Raw genomic sequence first — 25,158 nt, 5'->3', positions numbered from 1 at the left:
TCGATAAATACTTTGTTACCCCTGATGCGTTGTCACGCGGGCTACTAGATAATCGCGCGCTACGGGGGACCAGCGTTCGCTGGTCCATTTGACTTAGGTAGAGACTTGTCCTGGGCCGTTTGGGGAATCATTTTGTCCCATCGGAGTCGGAACAATGCTCGCCAACTTGGCAAGAGTGGCCTGCAGGTGCGGTTTTTCAATGCCGATACCTTGCAGATACTTTATCTGGCCGTTGGTTTTTTGATCTGTTTTCGGCGAGGGTTGCTCGTGATTGTTAGTCCCTGTAATGCACCAAAAATGACTGCCAAACGGTTTAGAAACGCTCTGGTAGCGGGCTCGGCCCTGCTGTGCCTGTTTGGCGCGGGCCAACTGTGGGCATTCAGCCTGGATGATGTATCGGCGAAGGCTCAAGAACTGGCCGGGCAAAAATTCGAAGCCCCGCGCAGCAATCTGCCGAACGAATTCCGCGAAATGAAATTCGCTGACTATCAAAAAATCCGTTTCCGCACCGAAAAAGCCGAGTGGGCCGATCAGAAGACGCCGTTCAGGCTGTCCTTCTATCACCAGGGCATGCATTTCGACACGCCGGTGAAGATCAACGAGATCACTGCGACCACCGTCGATGAGATCAAGTACGACCCGACGCGCTTCGATTTCGGCGACGTCCAGTTCGATCCCAAATCCACTGAGAAACTGGGCTACGCGGGTTTTCGCGTGCTGTACCCGATCAACAAGGCCGACAAGCAAGACGAAATCATGACCATGCTGGGCGCGAGTTATTTCCGCGTCATTGGCAAGGGTCAGGTTTATGGCTTGTCCGCCCGTGGCCTGGCCATCGATACCGCCCTGCCATCGGGTGAAGAATTCCCGCGCTTTCGCGAGTTCTGGATCCAGCGTCCGAGGCCGACCGATAAGCACTTGGTGATCTTCGCCCTGCTGGATTCGCCACGGGCTACCGGTGCCTATCGCATGATCCTGCGTCCGGGCACCGACACCGTCGTCGATGTGAAGTCGCGCGTGTTCCTGCGAGATCGCGTCACCAAGCTGGGCATTGCTCCGTTGACCAGCATGTTCCTGTTCGGCGCCAACCAGCCGTCCAAGATCCTGAACTACCGTCGAGAGCTGCACGACTCCAGCGGCTTGTCGATCCATGCCGGCAACGGCGAGTGGATCTGGCGCCCGTTGAACAACCCGAAACACTTGGCTGTAAGCAACTTCTCGGTAGAAAACCCGCGTGGTTTCGGCCTGCTGCAGCGCGGTCGTGACTTCAGCCACTACGAAGACCTCGATGACCGCTACGACAAGCGTCCAAGTGCCTGGATCGAACCGAAAGGCGATTGGGGCAAGGGCTCCGTCGACCTGGTTGAAATTCCGACCGCTGACGAAACCAACGACAACATCGTGGCGTTCTGGAGCCCGGAAAAGCTGCCTGAGCCAGGTCAGCCGCTGGACTTCGCCTACCGCCTGCACTGGACCCTCGACGAAGCCAACCTGCATTCGCCGGACAGCGCCTGGGTCAAGCAGACCCTGCGTTCGACCGGTGACGTGAAGCAGTCCAACCTGATCCGTCAGCCGGACGGCAGCGTGGCTTATCTGGTGGATTTCGAAGGTCCTTCCCTGCAAGCCCTGCCGGAAGACGCCGAAGTGCGTAGTCAGGTGAGCGTCGGCGAAAACGGTGAGATCGTCGAGAATAATGTGCGTTACAACCCTGAAACCAAGGGCTGGCGCCTGACCCTGCGACTGAAGATCAAAGACCCTAAACAGTCCACTGAATTGCGCGCCGCGCTGGTCCGTCCACTGGTTCCGGTTGAAGCGCCGGCCGCGTCCCATGCGGTGACCACGACCCTTGCCAAGGCTGACAAGGTCGCCAGGCAGCAGAGCGATAAGGAAATCGCGCAGGAAAAAGAGCAGGAGAAAGAAGCCAAGGTCGATAGCGCGTCCACTGCCGCTGAGTCGACCCCAACCCCGCAGGAACCGGAACCGACTGAACAAGTCCTGACCGAGACCTGGAGCTATCAGTTGCCAGCCGATGAGTAATACTCCAGTACAGCCAGAGACGCTCAGCGAGTATCTGGCCCATTTGCCCATGACCGATGCGCAGCGCGCCGAGCTGGCGGGCTGCAAGTCTTTCAGCGAGCTGCACGAGCGCCTTTCGTCGTCGGCCTTCGATGCACCCACCGAAGCGGCGCAAGCCTCGGTGGGCCGTCGGCTGACCCTGAGCACCGCCGAAGAACTCGAAGACGCCGAAATGCTGGCGCTCGACGCCAGCGGGCGTGTCTGTCTCAAAGCCACGCCGCCGATTCGTCGGACCAAGGTGGTACCGGAGCCGTGGCGCACCAATATCCTGGTGCGCGCCTGGCGTCGCCTGACAGGTCGCACCAACCCGCCGAAGCCGCCCAAGGATGAGCGCGTGTTGCCGCACGCACGCTGGCGCACCGTGGGTTCGATCCGTCGCTATATCCTGCTGATCCTGATGCTCGGCCAGACCATCGTCGCCGGCTGGTACATGAAGGGCATCATGCCGTACCAGGGCTGGTCGTTGGTGGACCTGGACGAAGTCCTGCACCAGCCGCTGTTGCAGACCGCCACCCAGGTACTACCCTATGCATTGCAGACCAGCATCCTGATTCTGTTCGGGATCCTGTTCTGCTGGGTATCGGCCGGTTTCTGGACGGCGCTGATGGGGTTTCTCGAGCTGCTCACCGGTCACGACAAGTACCGCATCTCCGGTGCCAGTGCCGGCAACGAGCCGATTCCCAAGGACGCCCGCACCGCACTGGTGATGCCGATCTGCAACGAGGATGTGCCGCGAGTGTTCGCCGGTTTGCGTGCCACGTTCGAGTCGGTTGCGGCCACCGGGGACCTGGATCGTTTCGACTTCTTCGTACTCAGCGACAGTAACGAAACCGATATCTGCGTCGCCGAGCAGCAAGCCTGGCTGGATGTCTGCCGTGAAGCCGGGGGTTTTGGCAAGATTTTCTATCGCCGCCGTCGTCGTCGCGTCAAACGCAAGAGCGGTAACCTCGACGACTTCTGCCGTCGCTGGGGCAGTGACTACAAGTACATGGTCGTGCTCGACGCCGACAGCGTCATGAGTGGCGAGTGCCTGACCAGCCTGGTGCGCCTGATGGAAGCCACGCCGGATGCCGGCATCATCCAGACCGCGCCACGCGCCTCGGGCATGGACACGCTGTATGCGCGCATGCAGCAATTCGCCACCCGGGTGTACGGTCCGCTGTTCACCGCCGGCCTGCACTTCTGGCAGTTGGGGGAATCCCACTACTGGGGTCACAACGCGATCATCCGCATGAAGCCGTTCATCGAGCATTGCGCCCTGGCGCCGTTGCCCGGTAAAGGGGCGTTCGCCGGGGCGATCCTGTCCCACGACTTCGTCGAAGCCGCGTTGATGCGCCGTGCCGGCTGGGGCGTCTGGATTGCCTACGATTTGCCGGGCAGCTATGAAGAGTTGCCGCCCAACCTGTTGGACGAACTCAAGCGTGACCGTCGCTGGTGCCACGGTAACCTGATGAACTTCCGGCTGTTCCTGGTCAAGGGCATGCACCCGGTGCATCGCGCGGTATTCCTGACCGGCGTGATGTCCTATCTGTCGGCACCGCTGTGGTTCTTCTTCCTGGTGCTATCCACTGCGCTGCTGGCGGTGAACACGCTGATGGAGCCGCAATACTTCCTCGAGCCACGCCAGCTGTACCCGTTGTGGCCGCAGTGGCATCCGGAAAAAGCCATCGCGCTGTTCTCCACCACCATCGTGTTGCTGTTCCTGCCCAAGCTGCTGAGCATCATCCTGATCTGGGCCAAGGGCGCGAAAGAGTTTGGTGGCAAGTTCAAGGTAACGATGTCGATGTTGCTGGAGATGTTGTTCTCCATGCTGCTGGCGCCGGTGCGGATGATTTTCCACACCCGCTTCGTGCTCGCCGCCTTCCTGGGCTGGGCCGCTACCTGGAACTCGCCCAAACGTGACGACGACTCCACGCCCTGGAGCGAAGCCGTCAAGCGCCACGGCCCGCAAACCCTTCTGGGCTTCTTCTGGGCCTTGCTGGTGATCTGGCTGAACCCGAGCTTTTTGTGGTGGCTGGTGCCGATCGTCGGTTCGCTGATGCTGTCGATTCCGGTGTCGGTGATCTCCAGCCGAGTGGGCCTTGGCTTGAAGTCCCGCGATGAAAGCCTGTTCCTGATCCCTGAGGAATACGCACCGCCACAGGAACTGCTGTCGACCGATCAGTACACCCATGAAAACCGTTGGCACGCGCTGAACGACGGTTTCATCCGCGCAGTGGTCGATCCGCAACAGAACGCCCTGGCCTTTGCGCTGGCCACATCGCGTCACGGCCAGGCCGAGCCGATCGAATGGCTGCGGATCGAACGGGTTCGTCACGCCCTCAAGGTTGGCCCGGCGGGCCTGAACAACAGCGAGCGACTGGCGCTGCTGAGCGACCCGGTGACCCTGTCCCGCCTGCATGAGCAGGTCTGGAGCGAGGGGCATAGCGAGTGGTTGGCGGCGTGGCGTGCATCGGTCAAGGCCGATCCCCACGCTCCGCTACTGCCGCTTCAGCCCATGAGCGCACAGCCTCAACTGGCCTGACACGCAAAAAGCCCCGCTTCTGAAAGGAAGCGGGGCTTTTTGTTGGGGGCTGTTTGAGTATGCGAATACCGCCCGTGGTGAGGTCAGGGGTTGTGTATGGACTTTGTCCAGCATTCGATTCGCCAGGACCTGTGGGAGCAACGCTTGCTCCCACAGGACTGCGTTCAACCATTACGCCAAGCGTAACGATCCGCCGCTGAGCTTGATTGATGTCCTGATCCCGACGCTCCTAAGGTAGCCCCCACGACAGCGAACCCGTGGAGTGGTCATGACAACAACAATATCCCCCGACTCGCGCTGGACGCGGCGGCGTTGCGAAAAGCAGCGGCGTCTCGAGCTGGTGAAGGGGCTTGCCGACGGTGTGGTGTTGCCCACCGACAAGATCGTTGCGGCGCTGGAGGCGTTGATCCTTCCGGGCGATCGCGTGGTGCTGGAAGGCAATAACCAGAAGCAGGCGGATTTTCTATCGCGCTCTCTGGCCAAAGTCGACCCGGCGAAGCTGCACGACCTGCACATGATCATGCCCAGCGTCGGCCGCTCCGAACACCTGGACCTGTTCGAACGCGGCATTGCCCGCAAGCTGGATTTTTCCTTCGCCGGCACCCAGAGCCTGCGCATCAGCCAGTTGCTCGAAGATGGCCTGCTGGAAGTCGGTGCGATCCACACCTACATCGAACTTTATGCCCGGCTGGTGGTGGACCTGATTCCCAACGTGGTGCTCTCGGCCGGGTTCATGGCCGACCGTGCTGGCAATATCTACACCGGCCCCAGTACCGAAGACACCCCCGCGCTGATTGAGCCGGCGGCGTTCAGCGACGGGATTGTGATTGTCCAGGTCAACCAGTTGGTGGACGACGTCAGCGACCTGCCGAGGGTTGATATCCCGGCATCCTGGGTCGATTTTGTGGTGGTGGCCGACAAGCCGTTCTACATCGAACCGCTGTTCACCCGCGACCCGCGCCACATCAAGCCGGTGCATGTGTTGATGGCGATGATGGCGATTCGCGGGATCTACGAGAAGCACAACGTCCAGTCGCTCAATCACGGCATCGGCTTCAACACCGCCGCCATCGAGCTGATCCTGCCAACCTACGGCGAGTCCCTGGGTTTGAAGGGCAAGATCTGCCGTAACTGGACCCTCAATCCCCATCCAACCCTGATCCCGGCTATCGAAAGCGGCTGGGTCGAAAGCGTGCATTGCTTTGGCACCGAACTGGGCATGGAAAACTACATTGCCGCGCGGCCGGACGTGTTCTTCACCGGTCATGACGGTTCGCTGCGCTCCAACCGCATGGTCTGCCAACTGGCCGGGCAATACGCGGTGGACCTATTTATCGGCGCTACTTTGCAGGTGGACGGCGACGGACATTCTTCGACGGTAACCCGTGGCCGACTGGCCGGTTTCGGCGGTGCGCCGAACATGGGCCACGACCCGCGCGGTCGCCGTCACGGCACACCGGCCTGGCTCGACATGCGCCACGGCGATGGCGAGGCGCCGCTGCTTGAGCGGGGCAAGAAACTGGTGGTGCAGATGGTCGAGACCTTCCAGGAAGGCGGCAAACCCACCTTCGTCGAAACCCTCGACGCGGTGGAGGTGGCGAAAAAAGCCGGCATGCCCCTGGCACCGATCATGATCTACGGCGACGACGTCACCCACTTGCTCACCGAAGAGGGCATCGCCTACCTGTACAAGGCCCGCTCCCTGGAAGAGCGCCAGGCAATGATCGCCGCCGTGGCCGGGGTCACTGCAATCGGTTTGCGCCATAACCCGAAAGACACTGCCCGTATGCGCCGCGAAGGCTTGATTGCCTTGCCTGAAGACCTCGGCATTCGTCGCACCGACGCCACCCGCGAGTTGCTCGCCGCCAAGAGCGTGGCCGATCTGGTGGAGTGGTCAGGTGGCCTCTACAACCCGCCCGCCAAGTTCAGGAGTTGGTAAATGCACGCCTTCAACCTGCAACCGAAAAAATTGTCCTTGGCCGAGCGCTTGGCGGATATGGCGGTGGACGCGCTGATCGACGAAGCCGACCTGTCACCCAAACCGGCCTTGGTGGATCGGCGCGGCAATGGCGCCCACACCGATCTGCACCTGGGTCTGATGCACGCTTCGGCATTGTCGCTGTGGCCGGCATTTAAGGAAATGGCCGACGCCGCCCTTGAATACGGCGAGATCGGCCTGCCGTTGCGCGAAGCTCTTGGGCGGATCGGCCGTGAAGGGGAAGCGGCGATGCTCGCTACCACCGACGGTGTGAACACCCACCGTGGCGCGATCTGGGCTTTGGGGCTGTTGGTGGCTGCGGCCGCACTGGAACCTGAATCCAGCGTCGCCAGCGCCGTCACTTTACGTGCCGCGCGGCTGGCCTTGCTCAACGATCGCTACGCACCCAACCCCTTCAGCCATGGCGCCCAAGTGGCTCAACGCTATGGCGTGCGAGGCGCCCGGGAAGAAGCGCAACTGGCATTCCCGGCCGTCACCGGCCTGGGCCTGCCACAACTCAAGCGCAGTCGCGCGGCGGGGGCGGGCGAACAGAATGCCCGGCTCGATGCTTTGCTGGCGATCATGACAACGTTGGCCGACACCTGCGTGCTCTACCGCGCCGGTGAGCCCGGTCTGCAGGCCATGCAGCACGGCGCCAGAGCGGTGCTCGACGCCGGTGGCAGCGCCAGCCTGGGCGGTCGTCGCCAGTTGCATGCGCTGGACCAACAATTGATTGCCATGAACGCCTCGCCCGGTGGCGCTGCCGATTTGCTCGCCGCCTGCCTGTTCCTCGACCGAATCGAGCGCGGCGATGGCCTCTTCCCAGGAGTGTGCTGATGCAAACCTTATCCTTTGAATTTCCCGCCGGGCAGCCGCCACGGGGCCGGGCGCTGGTGGGCTGCGTCGGCTCGGGTGACCTGGAAGTGCTGATCGAGCCGGGCCTGGCGGGCAAGTTGACCATTCAGGTGCAGACCTCGGTCAACGGCAGTGAACAACGCTGGCAACATCTGTTCGCCCGCATGTTCGACGGCCAGATGCCGCCGGCCCTGGCGATCGACATCCATGATTTCGGTGCCACCCCTGGTGTGGTGCGGTTGCGCCTGGAACAAGGCTTCGAGGAGATCGGCCATGACTGACAGCGCAGCGTTGCTCAACAAACACAGCTTCGTCGAGCTGGGTGCCCGGCAACGGGCCAAAGCCCTGCTCGATGACGGCTCGTTCCGTGAACTGCTCGACCCCTTCCAGCGAATCATGTCGCCCTGGCTGCTGCGCCAGGGCGTGGTGCCGCAAAGCGACGACGGCGTGGTGATCGCCAAAGGCTTGCTCGATGGCTTGCCAGTGGTGATCGCGGCCATCGAAGGCGCGTTCCAGGGCGGCAGCCTGGGTGAAGTCGGCGGGGCGAAGATCGCCGGTGCGCTGGAGCTGGCCGCCGAGGACAACCGCAAAGGCATCCCGACCCGCGCCGTATTGCTGTTGGAAACCGGCGGCGTGCGTTTGCAGGAAGCCAATCTCGGGCTGGCGGCGATTGCCGAGATTCATTCGGCGATTGTCGACTTGCGCCAGTACCAGCCCGTCATCGGTGTGGTGGCCGGCAGCGTCGGTTGTTTTGGCGGCATGTCCATCGCCGCCGGACTGTGCAGCTATCTGCTGGTGACCCAGGAAGCGCGGCTGGGCCTGAACGGTCCGCAAGTGATCGAGCAGGAGGCCGGGATCGACGAGTACGATTCCCGTGATCGGCCGTTCATCTGGAGCCTGACCGGCGGTGAGCAACGCTTCGCCACCGGGTTGGTGGACCGCTATGTGGCCGATGACGTGACGCAGATCCGCGAGCACGTCAGCCAGTTGTTGCACTTGGGCGTACCCGCCCAGCATCGAAGCGGTCAGGCCGAGGTGTTCCTGCAACGTTTGGCCCGACTGGACACTGAAGTGCAAATCGAACCGGCCGCGGTTCGCCAGTTGTATCAGGGAGAACGCCCATGAATTCGTATTCGTTGAGAGGCTTGCGCTGGTTCGAGGCCTTGAGTGGCAACGCCAAACCATTGGAAGGCTTGCCTGCTTCGTTGAAAGTTGCTGACGTCACCCTGGGCGAGCAAAACGTGCGCCTGCTGGCGGTGGTGGCGGATCCCGACAGTCGCTTTCCCCGTGCTCGCAACGGCGAAGTCGGTTTGCTCGAAGGTTGGGGCCTGGCCAAAGCCGTGGACGAGGCTATCGATGCCGACCGCGATGCCCCCCACAAGCGCGCGCTGATTGCCATCGTCGATGTGCCGAGCCAGGCCTATGGTCGTCGTGAAGAAGGCCTGGGTATTCATCAGGCCTTGGCCGGTGCGGCGGACAGTTATGCCCGAGCGCGGCTGGCCGGGCATCCGGTGATCGGTTTGCTGGTGGGCAAGGCCATGTCCGGGGCGTTCCTGGCCCACGGTTATCAGGCCAACCGGTTGATCGCTTTGCGCGACCCGGGCGTGATGGTCCACGCCATGGGCAAGGCCTCGGCGGCGCGGGTGACCCTGCGCAGCGTCGAAGAGCTTGAAGCCCTGGCCGCCAGCGTGCCGCCGATGGCCTATGACATCGACAGTTTCGCCAGCCTCGGTTTGCTGTGGGAAACCCTGTCGGTGGAGCAGATCGAGCAGCCAAACGCGGCGGATCTGGCACGGGTCAGAGATTGTCTGCAACAGGCGATCAACGAAGTGGCAGACGCGCCTCGGGACTTGAGCAGCCGCCTCGGGGCGACGCATCGTGCGGCTTCCAGCACTGTTCGCCAATTGTTGAGAGCGCAGTGGTGAGCACCTTTCTGGCCCACGACCTGCTGTGGGGGATGACTCCACAGCCGTTGCCTGCGGATGCGCCGGCGTGGGTCATTGACTCCCTCAGCCTTGGGCAACCGGTGGTGGTGCGGCGGGCGATCACCGCGCCGGGACACATTGCCGTGGGGGTGCGGGGAGTCTCGCGGGAACAGCGTTACGCCACGTCGATGTCGGTGGCTGCGATCCAGCGCCGGGTGCGCCCCGAGGAGCTTTGCCATGTCGCATTGCGCCGTGACGTGCCGGCGTTGCAGGCGCTCGCGCAATTGCGGCCGATGCTGGATGCCAGCGGCTGGGTCTGGGGTGTCAGCGGCAGCGCCGGATTTGAACTGGCCAGTGGCATCGAGGCGCTGCATGCGCGCAGTGACCTGGATTTGATCCTGCGCACACCGCAGCCGCTGGATCGTATTGAGGCCCGGGATTTGTTGGCGCAACTGGACGGTTCGACGTGCGCCGTGGATATGCAACTGCAAACCCCCTTCGGCGCTGTTGCCCTGCGCGAGTGGGCCGGCTCGGCGCGACGGGTGTTGCTCAAAGATAATCGTCAGGCACGTCTGGTGATCGATCCGTGGCAACCGTCGCTGGAGCAAGTGGCGTGAGCAGCCTTTTGGTATTCCCCGGCCAGGGTGCGCAGCGGGCGGGCATGCTTCAGGGCGTGTCGCCGCAACTGCTGGAACAGGCCGGTGAAGTGTTGGGCGAAAACGTACGACAGCTGGACAGCACCGAGGCGTTGCAATCGACCCGAGCCGTGCAACTGTGTCTGTTGATCGCGGGTGTCGCGGCAGCCCGACAATTGCTGGAACAGGCACCTGCGCCGGATTACGTTGCGGGCCTGTCCATCGGCGCGTACCCGGCGGCGGTGGTGGCCGGTGCACTGGGGTTCGATGATGCATTGCGGCTGGTCAGCCTGCGGGGCGAACTGATGCAGCAGGCGTATCCGCGAGGCTTCGGCATGACGGCGATCATCGGCCTCGAGCTGGCGACAGTGGAGGTTTTGCTCGCACAGGTGCACAGCGCCATGACGCCGGTTTACCTGGCCAACATCAACGCCGATAACCAGGTGGTCATTGCTGGCAGTGACGAGGCCATGGGCATCGTCGCCCAGAAGGCACGCAGCCAGGGCGCTGCGAAAGCGTGTCGGCTGGCGGTGAGCGTCCCGTCCCACTGTCCGTTGCTGGAGGCCCCGGCCCGGGCACTGGCCCAGGCGTTTGCCGAGGTGCCGTTGAAAGCGCCCGCTTTGGGTTATCTGAGCGGCAGTCGTGCCCGGCCCGTGGTGAACACTGACGCCTTGCGTGAGGACCTGGCTTTCAACATGTGCCGTGTGGTGGATTGGCGCGGCACGGTGCAAAGCGCCTACGAGCGAGGCGTGCGGTTACAGATCGAACTGCCGCCCGGTGCGGTTCTGACGGGACTGGCGCGTCGGGTGTTCGAGCAGGGCACAGTCATCGCTTTCGACGGTGCGCGCCTGGACACCTTGCAGACGCTGCTCAGAGAGGAGGGACGCCGCCGACCCTAAACCACCGACTCAAGCTGGCGAAGCACAAAAACAACAACTTCGACGATGCACTTTGAGGACTACAACAATGATTATTTACGGTGTGGCGTTTCTGGCCTTTTGTACCCTGGCGGGTATTCTCATCGGTGAGCTGCTGGGCAAACTGATCGGTGTGCCGGCCAACGTCGGCGGTGTCGGCATTGCGATGCTGCTGCTGATCGGCCTGGGCAGTTACCTGAACAAACGTGGCCTGTTCAAGGGTAAATCCGAGGAAGGCGTGCAATTCTGGAGTGCGATCTACATTCCTATCGTGGTCGCGATGGCCGCTCAGCAAAACGTCTATGGTGCGCTCAAGGGCGGACCAATGGCGATTCTGGCTGGGACCCTGGCGGTGGTGATTGCCTTTGCGATGGTGCCGGTGCTGGTACGCATCGGCAACAAAGGGCCTGAAACCGATGTTTCCGCCAAGACAGTCGGGTGATTGCCATGTACGAATCAATGATGAAAGTGATCACCGGCTACGGTCTGCTCAGTGGCTTTGCGATTGTCGGCATCACCATGTGGGTGTCGTACTGGATCAGCGATACGTTCACCAAGGGTCGCCTGCACGGTTCGGCCATTGCGATTCTTCTGGGGTTGGTGCTGTCGTATATCGGCGGTGCGATGACCGGTGGGCAGAAGGGTGTAGTCGACATTCCGCTGCTCTCGGGTATCGGCCTGCTGGGCGGCGCCATGCTGCGGGACTTTGCCATTGTCGCCACGGCGTTTGGGGTGAGTGTCGAGGAACTCAAACGCGCGGGTTACGTCGGGGTGCTGGCCCTGTTCGTCGGGGTGGCCACCTCGTTTATCGCCGGTGTCGGCGTGGCGATGGCCTTCGGTTACACCGATGCGGTGAGCCTGACCACCATCGGCGCCGGGGCAGTGACCTACATCGTCGGGCCGGTGACTGGTGCGGCGATTGGCGCCAGTTCCGAGGTGATGGCGCTGTCCATCGCCGCCGGTTTGATCAAGGCCATCCTGGTGATGGTGGCGACGCCGTTCGTGGCACCTTTGATTGGCCTTAACAATCCGCGCAGTGCGGTGATCTTTGGCGGGTTGATGGGCACTTCCAGCGGCGTGGCCGGCGGCCTGGCGGCCACCGATCCAAAACTGGTGCCGTATGGTTGCCTGACGGCGGCGTTCTATACCGCGCTCGGGTGTTTGCTCGGGCCTTCGCTGTTGTATCTGATCATGCGGGGGTTGTTGGGGTAAGGCTTTGAATCTTCGCTGAGCGGGCTGTCCTCATCGCGAGCAGGCTCGCTCCCACATTGGATCGGTGTTCACAATCCCGTGTGGGAGCGAGCCTGCTCGCGATGAAGGCGACTCGGTCTCAAGCCTGGCGATTGGCATACATCCGGCACTCAGCCAAAAGCGCGAGCAAATTCGGATCGCGCTCCTTGGCCTTCAGGAATACCACGCCAATGTGCTGCTGCAGCCGATACTTTTCCTGCAATGGGATCAGTTTCACCCGGTTTTCATACACCGCCGCGATCCGTCCCGGCAGCAATGCATAACCGACCCCGGAGCTGACCATGCTCAGCAGGGTGAAGATATCGTTGACCTGCATCGCCACCTTCGGCTCGAACCCCGCCTGCTTGAACACCCGATTACCATCCTGATGAGTGGCGAAGCCCTGGGTCAGGGTGATGAAGGTTTCGTTGCACACGTCGGCCAGGTCCACTTCACTGCGTTGGGCGAAGGCGGAATCGGCGGGCGTGGCGAGAAAAATGTCGTCTGAGAACAGCTCGATATGCTCGCAGTCCGGATCGTTCACGCTGTCGTCCAGGGAGATCAGGATGGCGTCCACCTCCATGTTCTTGAGCTTGTACAGCAGGTCGATGTTCGAGCCCAGGATCAGGTCGATGTTCAGTTCGCTGCGGCGGATCTTCAGGCCCATGATCAACTGCGGTACGGTTTTTACCGTCAACGAATACAGTGAGCCAAGCTTGAAACGCTCCGCGGAAAACCCGGCGGCTTCACGGGTCAGGCGCACGCTTTCGACCACGTCCTGAATCAGCTTCTGTGTGCGTTCTTCCAGCACGTAAGCGCTTTCCAGGGGCGTGAGGTTGCGGCCCTCGTGCTTGAACAACGGGCAACGCAAGGCGCTTTCCAGCGAGTGAATGGCCCGGTGCACGCTGACGTTGCTGGTCTGCAACTCGGCCGCCGCCCGCGCAAGATTGCCGGTGCGCATGAACGCCAGGAACACCTCGAGTTTTTTCAGGGTCAATTCTTCGTCGATCAGCATGGGGTGGACTCTTATTCGTATCGCCCGATTGTGCCCTGTGGGAGCAAAGCTTGCTCGCGAAACAGGCGACTCGTTTTTGCAGAAAACACGTTATCTTCATCGCGGGCAAACCTTACCCTCACAGAGAGCAAAACATTGCACTTTCAAGCGCCAGGCCTGAGCCTTGGCATCTGTTTGGGAATGTGAGGCGGGACTGGATGTATCACGGAGAGCGACTCAACGCCTGGACCCACCTGGTCGGGGCGGTGGCGGCTTTTATCGGAGCGGTGTGGTTGCTGGTAATTGCCGGGATGACGGGCGATGCGTGGAAGATCGTCAGCGTGGCCATCTATGGCTTCACCTTACTGGTGCTGTACAGCGCTTCGACGGTTTACCACAGCGTGCGCGGGCGCAAGAAAGCAATCATGCAGAAGGTCGATCACTTTTCGATCTATCTGCTGATTGCTGGCAGCTACACGCCGTTCTGCCTGGTCACCCTGCGCGGGCCGTGGGGCTGGACCTTGTTTGGGATTGTCTGGGGGCTGGCGTTGATCGGGATCTTGCAGGAGATCAAGCCGCGCTCTGAAGCGCGCATCCTGTCGATCGTGATCTACGCGGTGATGGGCTGGATCGTGCTGGTGGCGGTCAAACCGTTATTGGCCGCCTTGGGCAGCGCCGGCTTTGCCTGGCTGGCTTCGGGTGGTGTGCTGTACACCGTGGGCATTGTCTTTTTCGCGCTGGACCATCGGTTGCGGCACGCCCATGGCATCTGGCATTTGTTCGTGATCGCCGGCAGCTTGCTGCACTTTGTCGCGATCTTGTTCTATGTGCTCTAGCTCATAACCACCGCTGGTCCTGTGGGAGCGAGCCTGCTCGCGATAGCGGTGGTTCAGTTGGCATATTCATTGGCTGACACACCGCTATCGCGAGCAGGCTCGCTCCCACCCGGCTTCTCATTCGACTTTAGAAATCCCCCCACAGCTGCTGTGCCACGGCCAGTGCCACCACCGGTGCGGTTTCAGTGCGCAGCACGCGGGGGCCGAGGCGGGCGGCGTGGTAGCCGGCGGTCTGGGCCTGCTGGACTTCGGTCTCCGACAAACCGCCCTCGGGGCCGATCAGGAAGGCCAGGCTCGACGGTCTGGCATGGCTGACCAGCGGCTCGGCCACCGGGTGCAGCACCAGTTTTAGCTCGGCTTCGGTTTGCTTCAGCCAGTCGGCCAGCAGCAGCGGCGGGTGAATCACCGGTACAGTGGAGCGCCCGCACTGCTCGCAAGCGCTGATCGCCACCTGACGCCAGTGCAGCAGGCGTTTGTCGGCGCGTTCGTCCTTGAGGCGCACTTCGCAGCGCTCGCTGAAAATCGGTGTGATCTCACTGACACCCAGTTCCGTGGCTTTCTGAATCGCCCAGTCCATGCGCTCGCCTCTGGACAGACCCTGGCCGAGGTGGATGCGCAGGGGCGATTCAACCTGCCCGGCGAATTGTTCGTCCAACTGTACAAGCACGCGTTTCTTGCCGACTTCGGCCAGGGTGCCGCGAAATTCCTGGCCAGAGCCGTCGAACACCTGCACCGCATCGCCCTCGGCCATGCGCAGCACCCGACCGATGTAGTGGGCCTGGGCTTCGGGCAGTTCGTGAGCGCCGAGGCTGAGGGGGGCATCGATGAAGAAGCGGGACAGTCTCATTTCAAATCTCTGAAAAAGTTAAACCTGTGGTGAGGGGATTTATCCCCGCTGGGCTGCGAAGCAGCCCTAAAACCGGACATTCCGATACTTCAGGCAAATCGCGTTGTAAGCATTTGGGGCTGCTTCGCAGCCCAGCGGGGATAAATCCCCTCACCACAACAGTATTCCAACAAGAACACCGAGGTTTTAACCCGGATCCCGGAACCCCGGATGAAAGTCCTTCGGCACCGCCACGCTGACCTGGTCCCGGGTGGCGATGTCGATGCCCTCGCTGGCCACTTCAGCCAGGAAGTCGATTTGCTCGGGGGTGATGACATACGGCGGCAGGAAATACACCACGCTGCCCAGCGGTCGCAGCAACGCGCCGCGTTCCAGGGCATGCTGGAACACCGCCAGGCCGCGACGTTCCTGCCAGGGGTAAGCGGTCTTGCTCGCCTTGTCCTTGACCATCTCGATGGCCAGGACCATGCCGGTCTGGCGCACTTCGGCCACGTTCGGGTGATCGGCCAGGTGCGCGGTGGCGCTGGCCATGCGCTGGGCCAGGGCCTTGTTGTTTTCGATGACGTGGTCTTCTTCGAAGATATCCAGCGTCGCCAGGGCCGCCGCGCAGGCCAACGGGTTGCCCGTGTAGCTGTGGGAATGCAGGAAGGCGCGCAGGGTCGGGTAGTCGTCGTAGAACGCGCTGTAGACCTCATCGGTGGTCACGCACGCCGCCAGTGGCAGATAGCCGCCGGTCAGGGCCTTGGACAGGCAGAGGAAGTCCGGGGTAATACCGGCCTGTTCACAGGCGAACATCGTGCCGGTGCGGCCGAAGCCGACGGCGATTTCGTCGTGGATCAGGTGCACGCCATAGCGGTCACACGCCTCGCGCAGCAGCTTCAGGTACACCGGGTGATACATGCGCATGCCACCGGCGCCCTGGATCAGCGGCTCGACGATTACGGCGGCCACGGTATCGTGGTGTTCGGCCAAGGTCTGTTCCATCGCGGCAAACAGGTTGCGCGAATGCTCTTCCCAGCCCATGCCGTCGGGGCGGTGGTAGCAATCGGGGCTCGGCACTTTGATCGTGTCCAGCAACAACGCCTTGTAGGTTTCGGTGAACAGCGGCACATCACCGACCGACATCGCTGCGATGGTTTCGCCGTGGTAGCTGTTGCTCAGGGTAACGAAACGTTTTTTGGCCGGCTGGCCGCGATTGATCCAGTAATGAAAGCTCATCTTCATCGCCACTTCGATGCAGGACGAGCCGTTATCGGCGTAGAAACACCGGGTCAGACCTTCAGGCGTCATCTTCACCAGGCGCTCGGACAGCTCGATCACCGGCTGGTGACTGAAGCCGGCGAGGATCACATGTTCCAGTTGATCGACCTGGTCCTTGATGCGCTGATTGATCCGCGGGTTGGCATGGCCGAACACGTTGACCCACCAGGAACTGACGGCATCGAGGTAGCGCTTGCCTTCGAAGTCTTCCAGCCACACGCCTTCACCGCGCTTGATGGGGATCAGCGGCAGCTTTTCGTGGTCTTTCATCTGGGTGCAGGGATGCCACAGCACCGCTAGGTCGCGTTGCATCCACTGGTTATTCAGGCCCATGTTCAGTCTCCTCGAGGCGGCTCGCGGCGGGCGCGGGCAAAACAATCGCGCAAGCCTATGCAATGGCGGCCCTGGGGACAACCCATTGTGTCGTCCCGGCTACTTTGCACGAGTCGATAGACGTCGCTGGCGGCGTTTTGATGGCTGACGTATTCTTCGCCGTTCTCTAGAGCCTGTCTGGCTCAAACTGATTCCTGCGTTTTAATCCGGAGTTCGCTGAATGTCTGCTGGTTGGCTGCGCGCCTGTGCGCTGGTGGTGATGGGGCTGTTCAGCGTTTGTGCGCTGGCCAAGGACAAGCAACCGACGGTGATCGTCATCGGCGGCGGCCTGGCCGGACTCACGGCGGCCTACGAGCTGCAGAACAAAGGCTGGCAGGTAACCCTGCTGGAAGCCAAGCCAAGCCTGGGCGGTCGTTCGGGTATGGCCACCAGTGAATGGATCGGCAACGAAAAAACTCAGCCGGTACTGAACAAGTACATCTCGACCTTCAAGCTGAGCACCACACCGGCCCCGGAGTTCGTGCGCACCCCCAGCTATCTGATCGACGGCACCTACCTCACCGCCGCTGATCTGGCGACCAAGCAACCGGCCACGGCCGAAGCCCTCAAACGCTACGAAACCACCCTGGACGACCTGGCGCGTTCCATTGAAGACCCACAGAATCCGTCGGCCAACAACACGTTGCACGCTCTGGACCAGATCAGCGTCTCCAACTGGCTCGACCGTCTGCAATTGCCGGCCACCGCGCGGCAGTTGGTGAACCAGCAGATCCGCACCCGCTATGACGAACCGTCGCGGCTGTCGTTGCTGTATTTTGCCCAGCAGACCCGGGTCTACCGTGGTGTGTCCGACCGTGACCTGCGCGCTGCGCGCCTGCTGGGTGGCAGCCCTGTGTTGGCCCAGGCCTTCGTCAAGCAACTGAAAACCATCAAGACCAGCTCCCCCGTCTCGGCCATCTCCCAAGACAAGGACGGCGTCACCGTCAAGGTTGGCAGCGTCGGCTATCAAGCTGACTACGTGGTGCTGGCCGTGCCGTTGCGAGCCCTGAACAAAATCCAGCTGACCCCGGCCCTGGACGCCCGGCATCAGGGCGCGATCAAGGGCACCAACTACGGCTGGCGCGACCAGATCATGCTCAAGTTCAAGACCCCGGTCTGGGACAGCAAGGCGCGCATGTCGGGTGAGATCTACAGCAACACCGGCCTGGGCATGATGTGGATCGAGCCGGCCATGAAGGGCGGCGCCAATGTGGTCGTTAACTTGTCCGGCGACAACGCCCGGGTGATGCAGGCCTTTGGTGACAAGCAGATGGCCGATCAGGTGCTGATTCGCTTGCACGCGTTTTATCCGCAGGCTCGGGGTGCCTTCACCGGTTATGAAATTCGCCGCTACAGCACCGACCCGTCCATGGGCGGCGCGTACCTGGCCTTTGGGCCGGGCCAGATCAGCAAGTACTGGCGCCTGTGGGAAATGCCGTTGCAGCGCGTAGCCTTTGCCGGCGAACACACCGATACCTTGTATCCGGGCACCCTGGAGGGCGCGTTGCGTAGCGGTCAGCGGGCGGCCAGCCAGGTTCAAGACCTGGCGGCAGGCAAATCGTTTGAACCGGCCAAGGTCGTGCCGGTGGCAGCGGCAGCAGCGGCCGGTGCGGTGGCGGCGAAGAAGGGTAATTTCTTCTCCAACCTGTTTGGGGGCGACTCGGATAAGGAGCCGGTCAAGGCCGCCGCGCCGGTTGCGCCTGCTCCCGCGCCTGCTCCCGTCCCCGCCCCGGTGCCAGCGCCTGCACCCGTTCAAGCGCCTGCACCGGTCGCCCCGGCCAAGGTTGAGCCGGCGAAGAAGGCAACCGCCAAACCAGCGGCCAAAAAGCCGGTGGCCAAGGCACCAGCTAAGAACACGCCGGTGAAGAAAGCCGCGCCGGTGAAGAAACCGGCGGCCAAGCCCGCTGCGACGCAGACCCAGGCGCAGTAAGGCGCGGCGACAGGAAAAAGCGCGGTGAGTCAGCCGCGCTTTTTTTTGCCTGGCAGATCGCATTCGCGAGCAAGCCCGCTCCCACAGGGTTATGCGTACGTCGATCAAAATGTGGGAGCGGGCTTGCTCGCGAAAGGGCCCTTTCCCACAGCTGGTCAATCCCTGACACCCTGATATAACGCATCGTATTGGCTTTAATCTTTCCTTAACCCATCCAACCCAAACTCTTCATCGTATTTCTCGATATTTCAAAGCAAAAATTTCCGCTTTAAATCGATAGATAACTCGCTAGTCTTGGTCGCAGTTTTCACAGGATATGAGCAATGCAGCTACGCAACTCCTCTTCTCGCTATGGCTGGGTCAGCATCGTTTTGCACTGGGGCATTGCTCTGGTGGTGTACGGGCTGTTCGCGCTGGGGCTGTGGATGGTCGGTCTGGACTACTACGACACCTGGCGTAAAGACGCACCGGACCTGCACAAGAGCATCGGCCTGGTGTTGCTGGCGGCCATGGTGTTGCGGGTGATCTGGCGTTTTGTCAGCCCGCCGCCCCCGACCCTGGAAACCTATGGGCGCCTCACCCGTGTCAGCGCCAAGCTCGGTCATAGTGCGCTGTATCTCGGGTTGTTCGCCGTGATGATTGCCGGTTACCTGATTTCCACCGCAGACGGTGTCGGGATTCCGGTGTTTGGACTGTTTGAAGTACCCGCGCTGGTGTCCGGACTGCCCGATCAGGCAGACGTCGCCGGCCAGATCCACTTCTACCTGGCATGGGCGCTGGTAATTTTTTCCGGCCTTCATGCGTTGGCAGCATTGAAACACCACTTTATCGACCGTGACGCGACCCTCAAGCGCATGCTGGGACGCCAAGCCTGATGTTCAACCTCGACTCCAAAGGAATAGAAAGCATGTTGAAAAAAACGCTCGCCGCCCTGGCAATCGGTTCTGCCCTGCTGTCGGCCGGTCAGGCCATGGCTGCCGACTATGTGGTCGACAAGGAAGGCCAGCACGCCTTTGTCGACTTCAAGATCAGCCACTTGGGTTATAGCTACATCACCGGTACCTTCAAGGACATCGACGGCAAGTTCAGTTTCGACGCCGCCAAGCCTGAAGACAGCAAGATCGAGTTCAACGTGAACACCGCCAGCGTGTTCACCAACCACGCCGAGCGCGACAAGCACATCGCCAGTGCTGACTTCCTGAACGCGAGCAAATTCGCCAAGGCCACCTTCGTGTCCACCAGCGTCAAGTCCACTGGCAAGAACGCTGATGGCAAGGAAACTGCCGACGTGGCCGGTGACCTGACCCTGCTGGGCGTGACCAAGCCTGTCGTGGTCAAGGCCACCTTCCTGGGTGAAGGCAAGGACCCATGGGGCGGCTACCGTGCCGGCTTCGAAGGGACCACCAGCATCAAGCGTTCCGATTTCGGCAAGCAGAAAGACCTGGGCCCAGCGTCCGACGTGGTCGAGCTGTACGTTACGTTTGAAGGTGTTCAAGCGAAGTAACATTCGCGCCTGACAAAAAAACGCCCCTGATCCTGGAATCAGGGGCGTTTTTTATTGCCAATGTCTCAGCCCGAACAGCCAACACAGAACTCTTGTGGGAGCGGGCTTGCTCGCGAAGGCGGTGGGTCAGTCAATTCGATGCTGGCTGATGCACCGTCTTCGCGAGCAAGCCCGCTCCCACATTCAGATTTATAGCGTTCAAAAAAATGCCCCTGATCGCGAGATCAGGGGCATTTTTTACGGGCTGGAGAAACTCAGCGATTGCGGGTCAGCAGTGCCGGCTTCTCGCCCCGTGGACGGCTTGGCAGTTGATCCAGCTGTTCAGGCGTCGGGAATCGATCGATCTTCGATTCCTTGTGCATGATCTTCGGCTGGTTACCACGAGGGGCTTGCACGGCGGGTTCCTGACGAGGCTGATCGTCACGCGCTGGGCGGCGAGGGCGGGAGTCTTCGCGGCGGGCCTGACCGTCACGAGGCGCGCCGTTGCGCGGGCCGCTGCGCTTGGCCGGTGGGGTGCCGGTGGACGAGCCGTTGCTGTTGCGCGGGCCGTTCTGACGCCCCTGGGACTGGCCGCGGGGAGCACCTGCGCCCGCACCCTGTGCCGGAGCGCCCGGACGACGTCCGCGACCCTGGGCTGGTTTTTGCTGCGGCACGTAATCGACGCGGTTGCCGAAGTTATCGATATCGTCGTCCAGGAACTCGTCCGGTGCGCGATCGGCAGCGGCACGTGGTGCCGGGCGCTGCTGTTCACGGGCCGGGGTACCTTCGCGAGGCTTGTGCTCGCGGGCCGGGCGTTCGCCGCGACCGGTGCTGGCCGATTTTTCCTTGCCCTTGTCCTTGCCTTTGTCTTTACGGCCGCCGCCACCACCACCGCCGCCGCCATTTGGACCGTCACCGCGAGGACCACGGGCATTGCGTGGGTTGCGCACGTCCGGACGTTCACGCACTTCAGGCTTCTCGGCCTCGATGGTGCTGGCATCGAAGCCCATCAGGTCGCCATCGGCGATTTTCTGCTTGGTCATGCGCTCGATGCTTTTGAGCAGTTTCTCTTCGTCCGGCGCGACCAGCGAGATCGCTTCGCCCGAACGGCCGGCCCGGCCAGTACGGCCGATACGGTGTACGTAGTCTTCATCGACGTTCGGCAACTCGAAGTTGACCACATGGGGCAACTGGTCGATGTCCAGGCCGCGGGCGGCGATGTCGGTGGCAACCAGAATGCGCACTTCACCGGCCTTGAAGTCAGCCAGGGCCTTGGTGCGGGCGTTCTGGCTCTTGTTACCGTGGATCGCCACGGCCGGCAGGCCGTGCTTGTCCAGGTACTCGGCCAGGCGGTTGGCGCCGTGCTTGGTGCGGGTGAACACCAGAACCTGTTCCCAGGCGCCGGCGGTAATCAGGTGCGCCAACAGGGCACGCTTGTGGCTGGCCGCCAGGCGAAACACACGTTGTTCGATGCGCTCGACCGTGGTGTTTGGCGGTGTGACTTCAATGCGTTCCGGGTTGTGCAGCAGCTTGCCGGCCAGGTCGGTGATGTCCTTGGAGAACGTCGCCGAGAACAGCAGGTTCTGACGCTTGGCGGGCAGGCGGGCCAGCACTTTCTTCACGTCATGGACGAAGCCCATGTCGAGCATGCGGTCGGCTTCGTCCAGCACGAGGATTTCCACGTGGGACAGATCGACGCTGCCCTGGCCGGCCAGGTCGAGCAAGCGACCCGGACAGGCCACCAGCACGTCGACGCCACGGGCCATGGCCTGGACCTGAGGGTTCATGCCAACGCCGCCGAAAATGCAGGCACTGACGAATTTCAGGTCGCGAGCATAGATCTTGAAGCTCTCGTGTACCTGGGCCGCCAGTTCGCGGGTTGGGGTCAGGACCAGGACGCGCGGTTGGCGCGGGCCGTGACGCTGGGATTTGTCTGGATGACCGTTGGGGAAAAGCCGCTCCAGAATCGGGAGGGCAAAACCACCGGTTTTACCAGTGCCTGTCTGCGCCGCGACCATCAGGTCGCGACCTTGCAACACGGCGGGGATGGCCCGCTGTTGCACCGGGGTAGGCTGGGTGTAGCCGGCAGCCTCGATGGCGCGGACTAAAGCCTCGGAGAGACCGAGGGAAGCAAAGGACATGAGTAATCCTGTTTTAGTGAGGGCCTGGCCCAATGGGATAGTCTTGCCGGGCGCGAATGACGTTCAACAAAAAGACGTCATCCCGTCCGGTCCTGCCGAGTCTGGAAGGCAGGTCCGGACAGGGCTCGCGCGGGCTGGAAGCTGCGCTGTAGCGGTGTCGGGATGCCTTTTGCAAGACCGGGCGTCCGGGCGTGAGCCTGGCGGGAAGGCCGGAGTATAACAGAGCAAACGCCGCGCGCCGCTTTCCTGCTGCTCAACGGTTTATTTCAACGCTGCACCGGGCTGGACGGTTCGGTCCTGGCAGACGGAACGGCACCATAGCGGGCGATCAGCTCGGCATAGGCCGGTTCGCGCTTGAAGCGCTTGAGTTCGGCGCTGAAGCGCTGCACCAGCAGATCCATCCCGGCGTTGCGCCGCACCGCCAGGTATTGGCTTTGACGGCTCACAACCACGGGGTTTTCGGTGATCTGGTCGCCCAGTTGCATTTGCTTGAGTACGTGCCGACCCACCCGACGGTCGGTGATGAGCAGGTCAATCCGGCCCAGTTGCAACTTGCCGAAGTTGGCTTCATGGGTGGGTGCCGTCTCACGTTTGAACAGGGGCGATTCTCTGAAGGCCTGGCTGTACAGATAACCGGGCGACGTGCCCACGGTCAGGCCGCCCAAGTCGTCAAGGGTACGAAACGGATGGGGACGGGCGTTGGCGTAGAACATCACGAACTCCACGTCCGACAGCGGTTCGCTGGGGTAAAGCAGCATGGCGTCGCGTTCGTTGCTGTGGAAAATGTCCAGCGCACCGTCCGCCAGGCCCTGCTCAAGCATCGCCAGGCAGCGCTTCCAAGGCAGCAGTTGCCATTGCACATCAATGCCCAGGCGCTTGAACACAATGGCGGTGGTTTCGTAGTCGAGTCCCAGGACCTGGCCGTTCTCTTCGTAGACATAAGGCGCCCAGGGCTCGGTGACAATGCGCAACTTCTCGGCCCGGGCATCCATGCTCAGGTACAGGAGGGCAAAGGTGGTCAGTAACCGGGTGATGAAGGGCATGGCCTGAGGTTACGACGAGAGCTCATCAAATAGCTAGAGCCCTCTGGCCCGCGGCTTAATTGCCTTTTGCCTGCATTAGATGCCGATAGATGGCTTCGCGGCGTTCGCCCAGCACCCAGCGAATCAGTGGGTGGTTGAGCCATCGTTTGAGTTCATGGTCTTTCAATGGCTCTTTCAGGCGTTCTTCAACGTTCTCCCTGGCCTTTTCCCACCAGACCGGGGCGCAGGCCTGGTCGAACGGGTTGGTGTGACGGTAGCAACCGTAGAGAATTTCGCGCATGAATTGCCGTTTATGGCTGGGTAGCGCCACGGTAATCATTTTATAAGCCAGACGGCGCAATGTGGGCGGTCGGGGTAACGTTGCGGTGACTTGACGGGTTTCATCCAGGGCCAATTGGCACATGGGCGCGGCATGATGTTTGTCGAGCCAGGCCTTGGTTTTGGCGCGAAACAGCTGTTTGCGGCTCCAGTAATGGTGAATCAGGTCGGGACATTCGCGCACATGCACCGAGCGATAGGCCGCAACCGAAAGGCAGAACTCTTCCAGCGTGTAGGCGCCGTTCGCCATGGGATAAAACTCGTCCATCAGGGCTATCGAGCGATCCAGAACTGATGCGTCGCTCCAATGAAGACCGATCACGCCTGAGTTCAGCAGCGGCATATTGTCATCCGCCAGTTGCCGTCGTTGCAGGGCTTGCGCCAGCGTTACGTAAAGTACTGCATCCTTGTTGGCGCCATAGTTCAGATCTACCGCGTTGCAGAGCAACGTGCCGGGCTGAATGCGCCGAAACAGCTCCAGAGGAGAGCAGTGGAAGAAGGTGTCGGTGTCGATCAGCAGTGCCAGCTCGACTTCCTCAAGCACCTTTTGCATGACGACATGCTTTGCGCGAAAGTGATAGCCGTGCGGCTCGATCCAGGTTTGACGGGTTTCGTTGTCGAGGTGGCGTACGCGTACCGGGAGTCCAGCGTAGGGCATGGGATTGTCGGTAAATACTTGGATGTCCAGTGCCTCACCCGGGCTCTCGCGCAGTCCGGCCAAGGCGCTGGCAATGCTGAACACGGCTTCTTGATGATAGGTCTCGGCCCCATAGACCAGATAAATGAGTTGTGGGGTCGTTAACCTTTGACCAATAGGCATCTACTGCATCCCTCCAGATATTTCAGGTAGAAAAAAGGCCTTGGGTTTTCGCCAAGGCCTCTTTGTACCGCCCAATTAAGACATTAACGCGGCAGTTTGAGGTTATTCCATACGGCGAGGCTGGGCTCGGCCTGATTCAGGGTATAGAAATGCAACCCCGGCGCCCCGCCTTGTAACAAACGCTCACACATTTGTGTGATGACTTGCTCTCCGAAGCTTTGGATGCTGGATGTGTCGTCGCCGTAGGCTTCCAGCTGCTTGCGGATCCAGCGTGGGATTTCTGCCCCGCAAGCGTCGGAAAAACGCGCGAGTTTGCTGTAGTTGGTGATCGGCATGATCCCCGGCACGACAGGAATGTCGACCCCCATCTTGCGTACGCGGTCGACAAAGTAGAAGTAGCTGTCGGCGTTGAAGAAGTACTGGGTGATCGCGCTGTTGGCGCCGGCGTTGGCTTTGCGTACGAAGTTGAGCAGGTCGTCTTCGAAGTTGCGTGCCTGGGGGTGCATCTCTGGGTAGGCTGCCACTTCGATATGGAAGTGCTCACCGGTTTCTTCACGAATGAATTCAACCAGGTCGTTGGCATGGCGCAGTTCACCGCTCGCCATGCCCATACCCGAGGGCAGGTCACCGCGCAGGGCCACGATACGGGTGATGCCGGCCGCCTTGTACTGGCTCAACAGGCTGCGCAGATCGGCTTTGCTGTCACCCACGCAGGACAGGTGCGGGGCGGCGGGGATTTTGACTTCGCTTTCGAGTTGCAGCACGGTGTTGATCGTGCGGTCACGGGTCGAACCGCCAGCACCGTAGGTGCAGGAGAAGAAGTCGGGGTTGTAGCTCGCCAACTGACGGGCAGTGGCGATCAGTTTTTCATGCCCAGCATCGGTCTTCGTCGGGAAGAACTCGAAGCTGTAGCGACGGTCTTGGGACATGGTCATATCCTTGGAAACTCGTAGGCCGGTGAGGCTTGCATAGCC

At 61.5% G+C, this 25,158-nt stretch carries 21 protein-coding genes and 1 pseudogene; 15 read left to right on the top strand and 7 right to left on the bottom strand.

The window, feature by feature from the left end; genetic code table 11:
* Window positions 1-297: 297 nt before the first annotated feature.
* The 11 genes from BM132_RS13270 to madM all read left to right on the top strand — a co-directional run bounded on the left by BM132_RS13270 (window position 298) and on the right by madM (window position 12,122).
* A complete protein-coding gene (locus tag BM132_RS13270) occupies window positions 298-2,037 on the top strand; it encodes a glucan biosynthesis protein G (protein WP_218157841.1) in 1,740 nt (579 codons plus the stop codon).
* A complete protein-coding gene (gene mdoH / locus BM132_RS13265) occupies window positions 2,030-4,600 on the top strand; it encodes a glucans biosynthesis glucosyltransferase MdoH (protein ID WP_092455821.1) in 2,571 nt (856 codons plus the stop codon). The genes BM132_RS13270 and mdoH overlap by 8 nt, the downstream gene beginning before the upstream one ends.
* A 268-nt stretch (window positions 4,601-4,868) precedes the next feature.
* Window positions 4,869-6,539 (top strand): malonate decarboxylase subunit alpha, encoded by a 1,671-nt coding sequence (gene mdcA, locus BM132_RS13260; RefSeq protein ID WP_047226944.1) that lies wholly within the window; start codon window positions 4,869-4,871, stop codon window positions 6,537-6,539.
* Window positions 6,540-7,415, top strand: coding sequence for a triphosphoribosyl-dephospho-CoA synthase (locus tag BM132_RS13255; RefSeq protein WP_092401517.1), 876 nt, complete (start codon window positions 6,540-6,542; stop codon window positions 7,413-7,415).
* Window positions 7,415-7,714: a malonate decarboxylase subunit delta gene (locus tag BM132_RS13250; protein WP_047226946.1), complete on the top strand. Its 300-nt coding sequence runs from the start codon at window positions 7,415-7,417 to the stop codon at window positions 7,712-7,714. The genes BM132_RS13255 and BM132_RS13250 overlap by 1 nt, the downstream gene beginning before the upstream one ends.
* On the top strand, window positions 7,707-8,558 hold the full coding sequence (locus BM132_RS13245; RefSeq protein WP_092455818.1) for a biotin-independent malonate decarboxylase subunit beta: 852 nt from the start codon (window positions 7,707-7,709) through the stop codon (window positions 8,556-8,558). The genes BM132_RS13250 and BM132_RS13245 overlap by 8 nt, the downstream gene beginning before the upstream one ends.
* The gene (mdcE, locus tag BM132_RS13240) at window positions 8,555-9,358 is read left to right on the top strand and encodes a biotin-independent malonate decarboxylase subunit gamma (protein ID WP_092455815.1); all 804 of its coding nucleotides are present in this window, start codon (window positions 8,555-8,557) and stop codon (window positions 9,356-9,358) included. The genes BM132_RS13245 and mdcE overlap by 4 nt, the downstream gene beginning before the upstream one ends.
* Window positions 9,355-9,975, top strand: a complete 621-nt coding sequence (locus tag BM132_RS13235) for a malonate decarboxylase holo-ACP synthase (RefSeq protein WP_092456041.1) — start codon at window positions 9,355-9,357, stop codon at window positions 9,973-9,975. Before mdcE ends, BM132_RS13235 begins: the two co-directional genes overlap by 4 nt.
* Window positions 9,972-10,892 carry a malonate decarboxylase subunit epsilon gene (gene mdcH / locus BM132_RS13230; RefSeq protein WP_092455813.1) on the top strand — a complete coding sequence of 307 codons (921 nt, stop codon included), beginning with the start codon at window positions 9,972-9,974 and terminating at the stop codon, window positions 10,890-10,892. Before BM132_RS13235 ends, mdcH begins: the two co-directional genes overlap by 4 nt.
* 67 nt (window positions 10,893-10,959) lie before the next feature.
* Entirely contained in the window at window positions 10,960-11,352 is a 393-nt protein-coding gene (gene madL / locus BM132_RS13225) for a malonate transporter subunit MadL (RefSeq protein WP_092455811.1), read from the top strand.
* Window positions 11,353-11,357: 5 nt separating this feature from the next.
* Window positions 11,358-12,122 (top strand): malonate transporter subunit MadM, encoded by a 765-nt coding sequence (gene madM / locus BM132_RS13220; RefSeq protein ID WP_092456038.1) that lies wholly within the window; start codon window positions 11,358-11,360, stop codon window positions 12,120-12,122.
* A 118-nt stretch (window positions 12,123-12,240) separates the two neighbouring features.
* Here the strand turns inward: madM and BM132_RS13215 are convergent, their stop codons facing one another.
* Entirely contained in the window at window positions 12,241-13,155 is a 915-nt protein-coding gene (locus tag BM132_RS13215; RefSeq protein ID WP_092455810.1) for a LysR family transcriptional regulator, read from the bottom strand.
* A gap of 197 nt (window positions 13,156-13,352) precedes the next feature.
* Between BM132_RS13215 and BM132_RS13210 the strand changes: the two genes are divergently transcribed.
* Complete coding sequence (locus BM132_RS13210) at window positions 13,353-13,970, top strand: PAQR family membrane homeostasis protein TrhA (protein ID WP_047226953.1); 618 nt, start codon at window positions 13,353-13,355, stop codon at window positions 13,968-13,970.
* Window positions 13,971-14,097: 127 nt separating this feature from the next.
* On the opposite strand, the gene BM132_RS13205 is transcribed toward BM132_RS13210, so the two are convergent.
* Both BM132_RS13205 and BM132_RS13200 read right to left on the bottom strand, forming a co-directional pair.
* A complete protein-coding gene (locus BM132_RS13205; protein ID WP_092455808.1) occupies window positions 14,098-14,817 on the bottom strand; it encodes a 16S rRNA (uracil(1498)-N(3))-methyltransferase in 720 nt (239 codons plus the stop codon).
* A gap of 186 nt (window positions 14,818-15,003) precedes the next feature.
* Complete coding sequence (locus BM132_RS13200) at window positions 15,004-16,410, bottom strand: adenosylmethionine--8-amino-7-oxononanoate transaminase (protein ID WP_092455806.1); 1,407 nt, start codon at window positions 16,408-16,410, stop codon at window positions 15,004-15,006.
* A gap of 220 nt (window positions 16,411-16,630) precedes the next feature.
* On the opposite strand from BM132_RS13200, the gene BM132_RS13195 reads away from it, so the two are divergent.
* The 3 genes from BM132_RS13195 to BM132_RS13185 all read left to right on the top strand — a co-directional run bounded on the left by BM132_RS13195 (window position 16,631) and on the right by BM132_RS13185 (window position 19,883).
* A complete protein-coding gene (locus tag BM132_RS13195; RefSeq protein ID WP_092455804.1) occupies window positions 16,631-18,379 on the top strand; it encodes a flavin monoamine oxidase family protein in 1,749 nt (582 codons plus the stop codon).
* A gap of 323 nt (window positions 18,380-18,702) precedes the next feature.
* Entirely contained in the window at window positions 18,703-19,254 is a 552-nt protein-coding gene (locus tag BM132_RS13190; RefSeq protein ID WP_092455802.1) for a cytochrome b, read from the top strand.
* 32 nt (window positions 19,255-19,286) lie between these two features.
* A complete protein-coding gene (locus BM132_RS13185) occupies window positions 19,287-19,883 on the top strand; it encodes a YceI family protein (RefSeq protein WP_092401546.1) in 597 nt (198 codons plus the stop codon).
* A gap of 254 nt (window positions 19,884-20,137) precedes the next feature.
* On the opposite strand, the gene BM132_RS13180 is transcribed toward BM132_RS13185, so the two are convergent.
* The 4 genes and pseudogenes from BM132_RS13180 to metF all read right to left on the bottom strand — a co-directional run bounded on the left by BM132_RS13180 (window position 20,138) and on the right by metF (window position 25,113).
* Complete coding sequence (locus BM132_RS13180; RefSeq protein WP_092455800.1) at window positions 20,138-22,003, bottom strand: RNA helicase RhlE2; 1,866 nt, start codon at window positions 22,001-22,003, stop codon at window positions 20,138-20,140.
* A 261-nt stretch (window positions 22,004-22,264) separates the two neighbouring features.
* Window positions 22,265-23,046, bottom strand: a pseudogene (locus BM132_RS13175) (substrate-binding periplasmic protein).
* A gap of 55 nt (window positions 23,047-23,101) precedes the next feature.
* Window positions 23,102-24,184 carry a hypothetical protein gene (locus tag BM132_RS13170; protein ID WP_092455796.1) on the bottom strand — a complete coding sequence of 361 codons (1,083 nt, stop codon included), beginning with the start codon at window positions 24,182-24,184 and terminating at the stop codon, window positions 23,102-23,104.
* 83 nt (window positions 24,185-24,267) lie between these two features.
* Window positions 24,268-25,113: a methylenetetrahydrofolate reductase [NAD(P)H] gene (gene metF / locus BM132_RS13165; RefSeq protein ID WP_047230426.1), complete on the bottom strand. Its 846-nt coding sequence runs from the start codon at window positions 25,111-25,113 to the stop codon at window positions 24,268-24,270.
* Window positions 25,114-25,158 lie beyond the last annotated feature (45 nt).

This window comes from Pseudomonas sp. NFACC45 (genome assembly GCF_900113505.1).
GTDB lineage: Bacteria > Pseudomonadota > Gammaproteobacteria > Pseudomonadales > Pseudomonadaceae > Aquipseudomonas > Aquipseudomonas tehranensis.
This window is presented reverse-complemented; position numbering and strand designations above follow the sequence as displayed.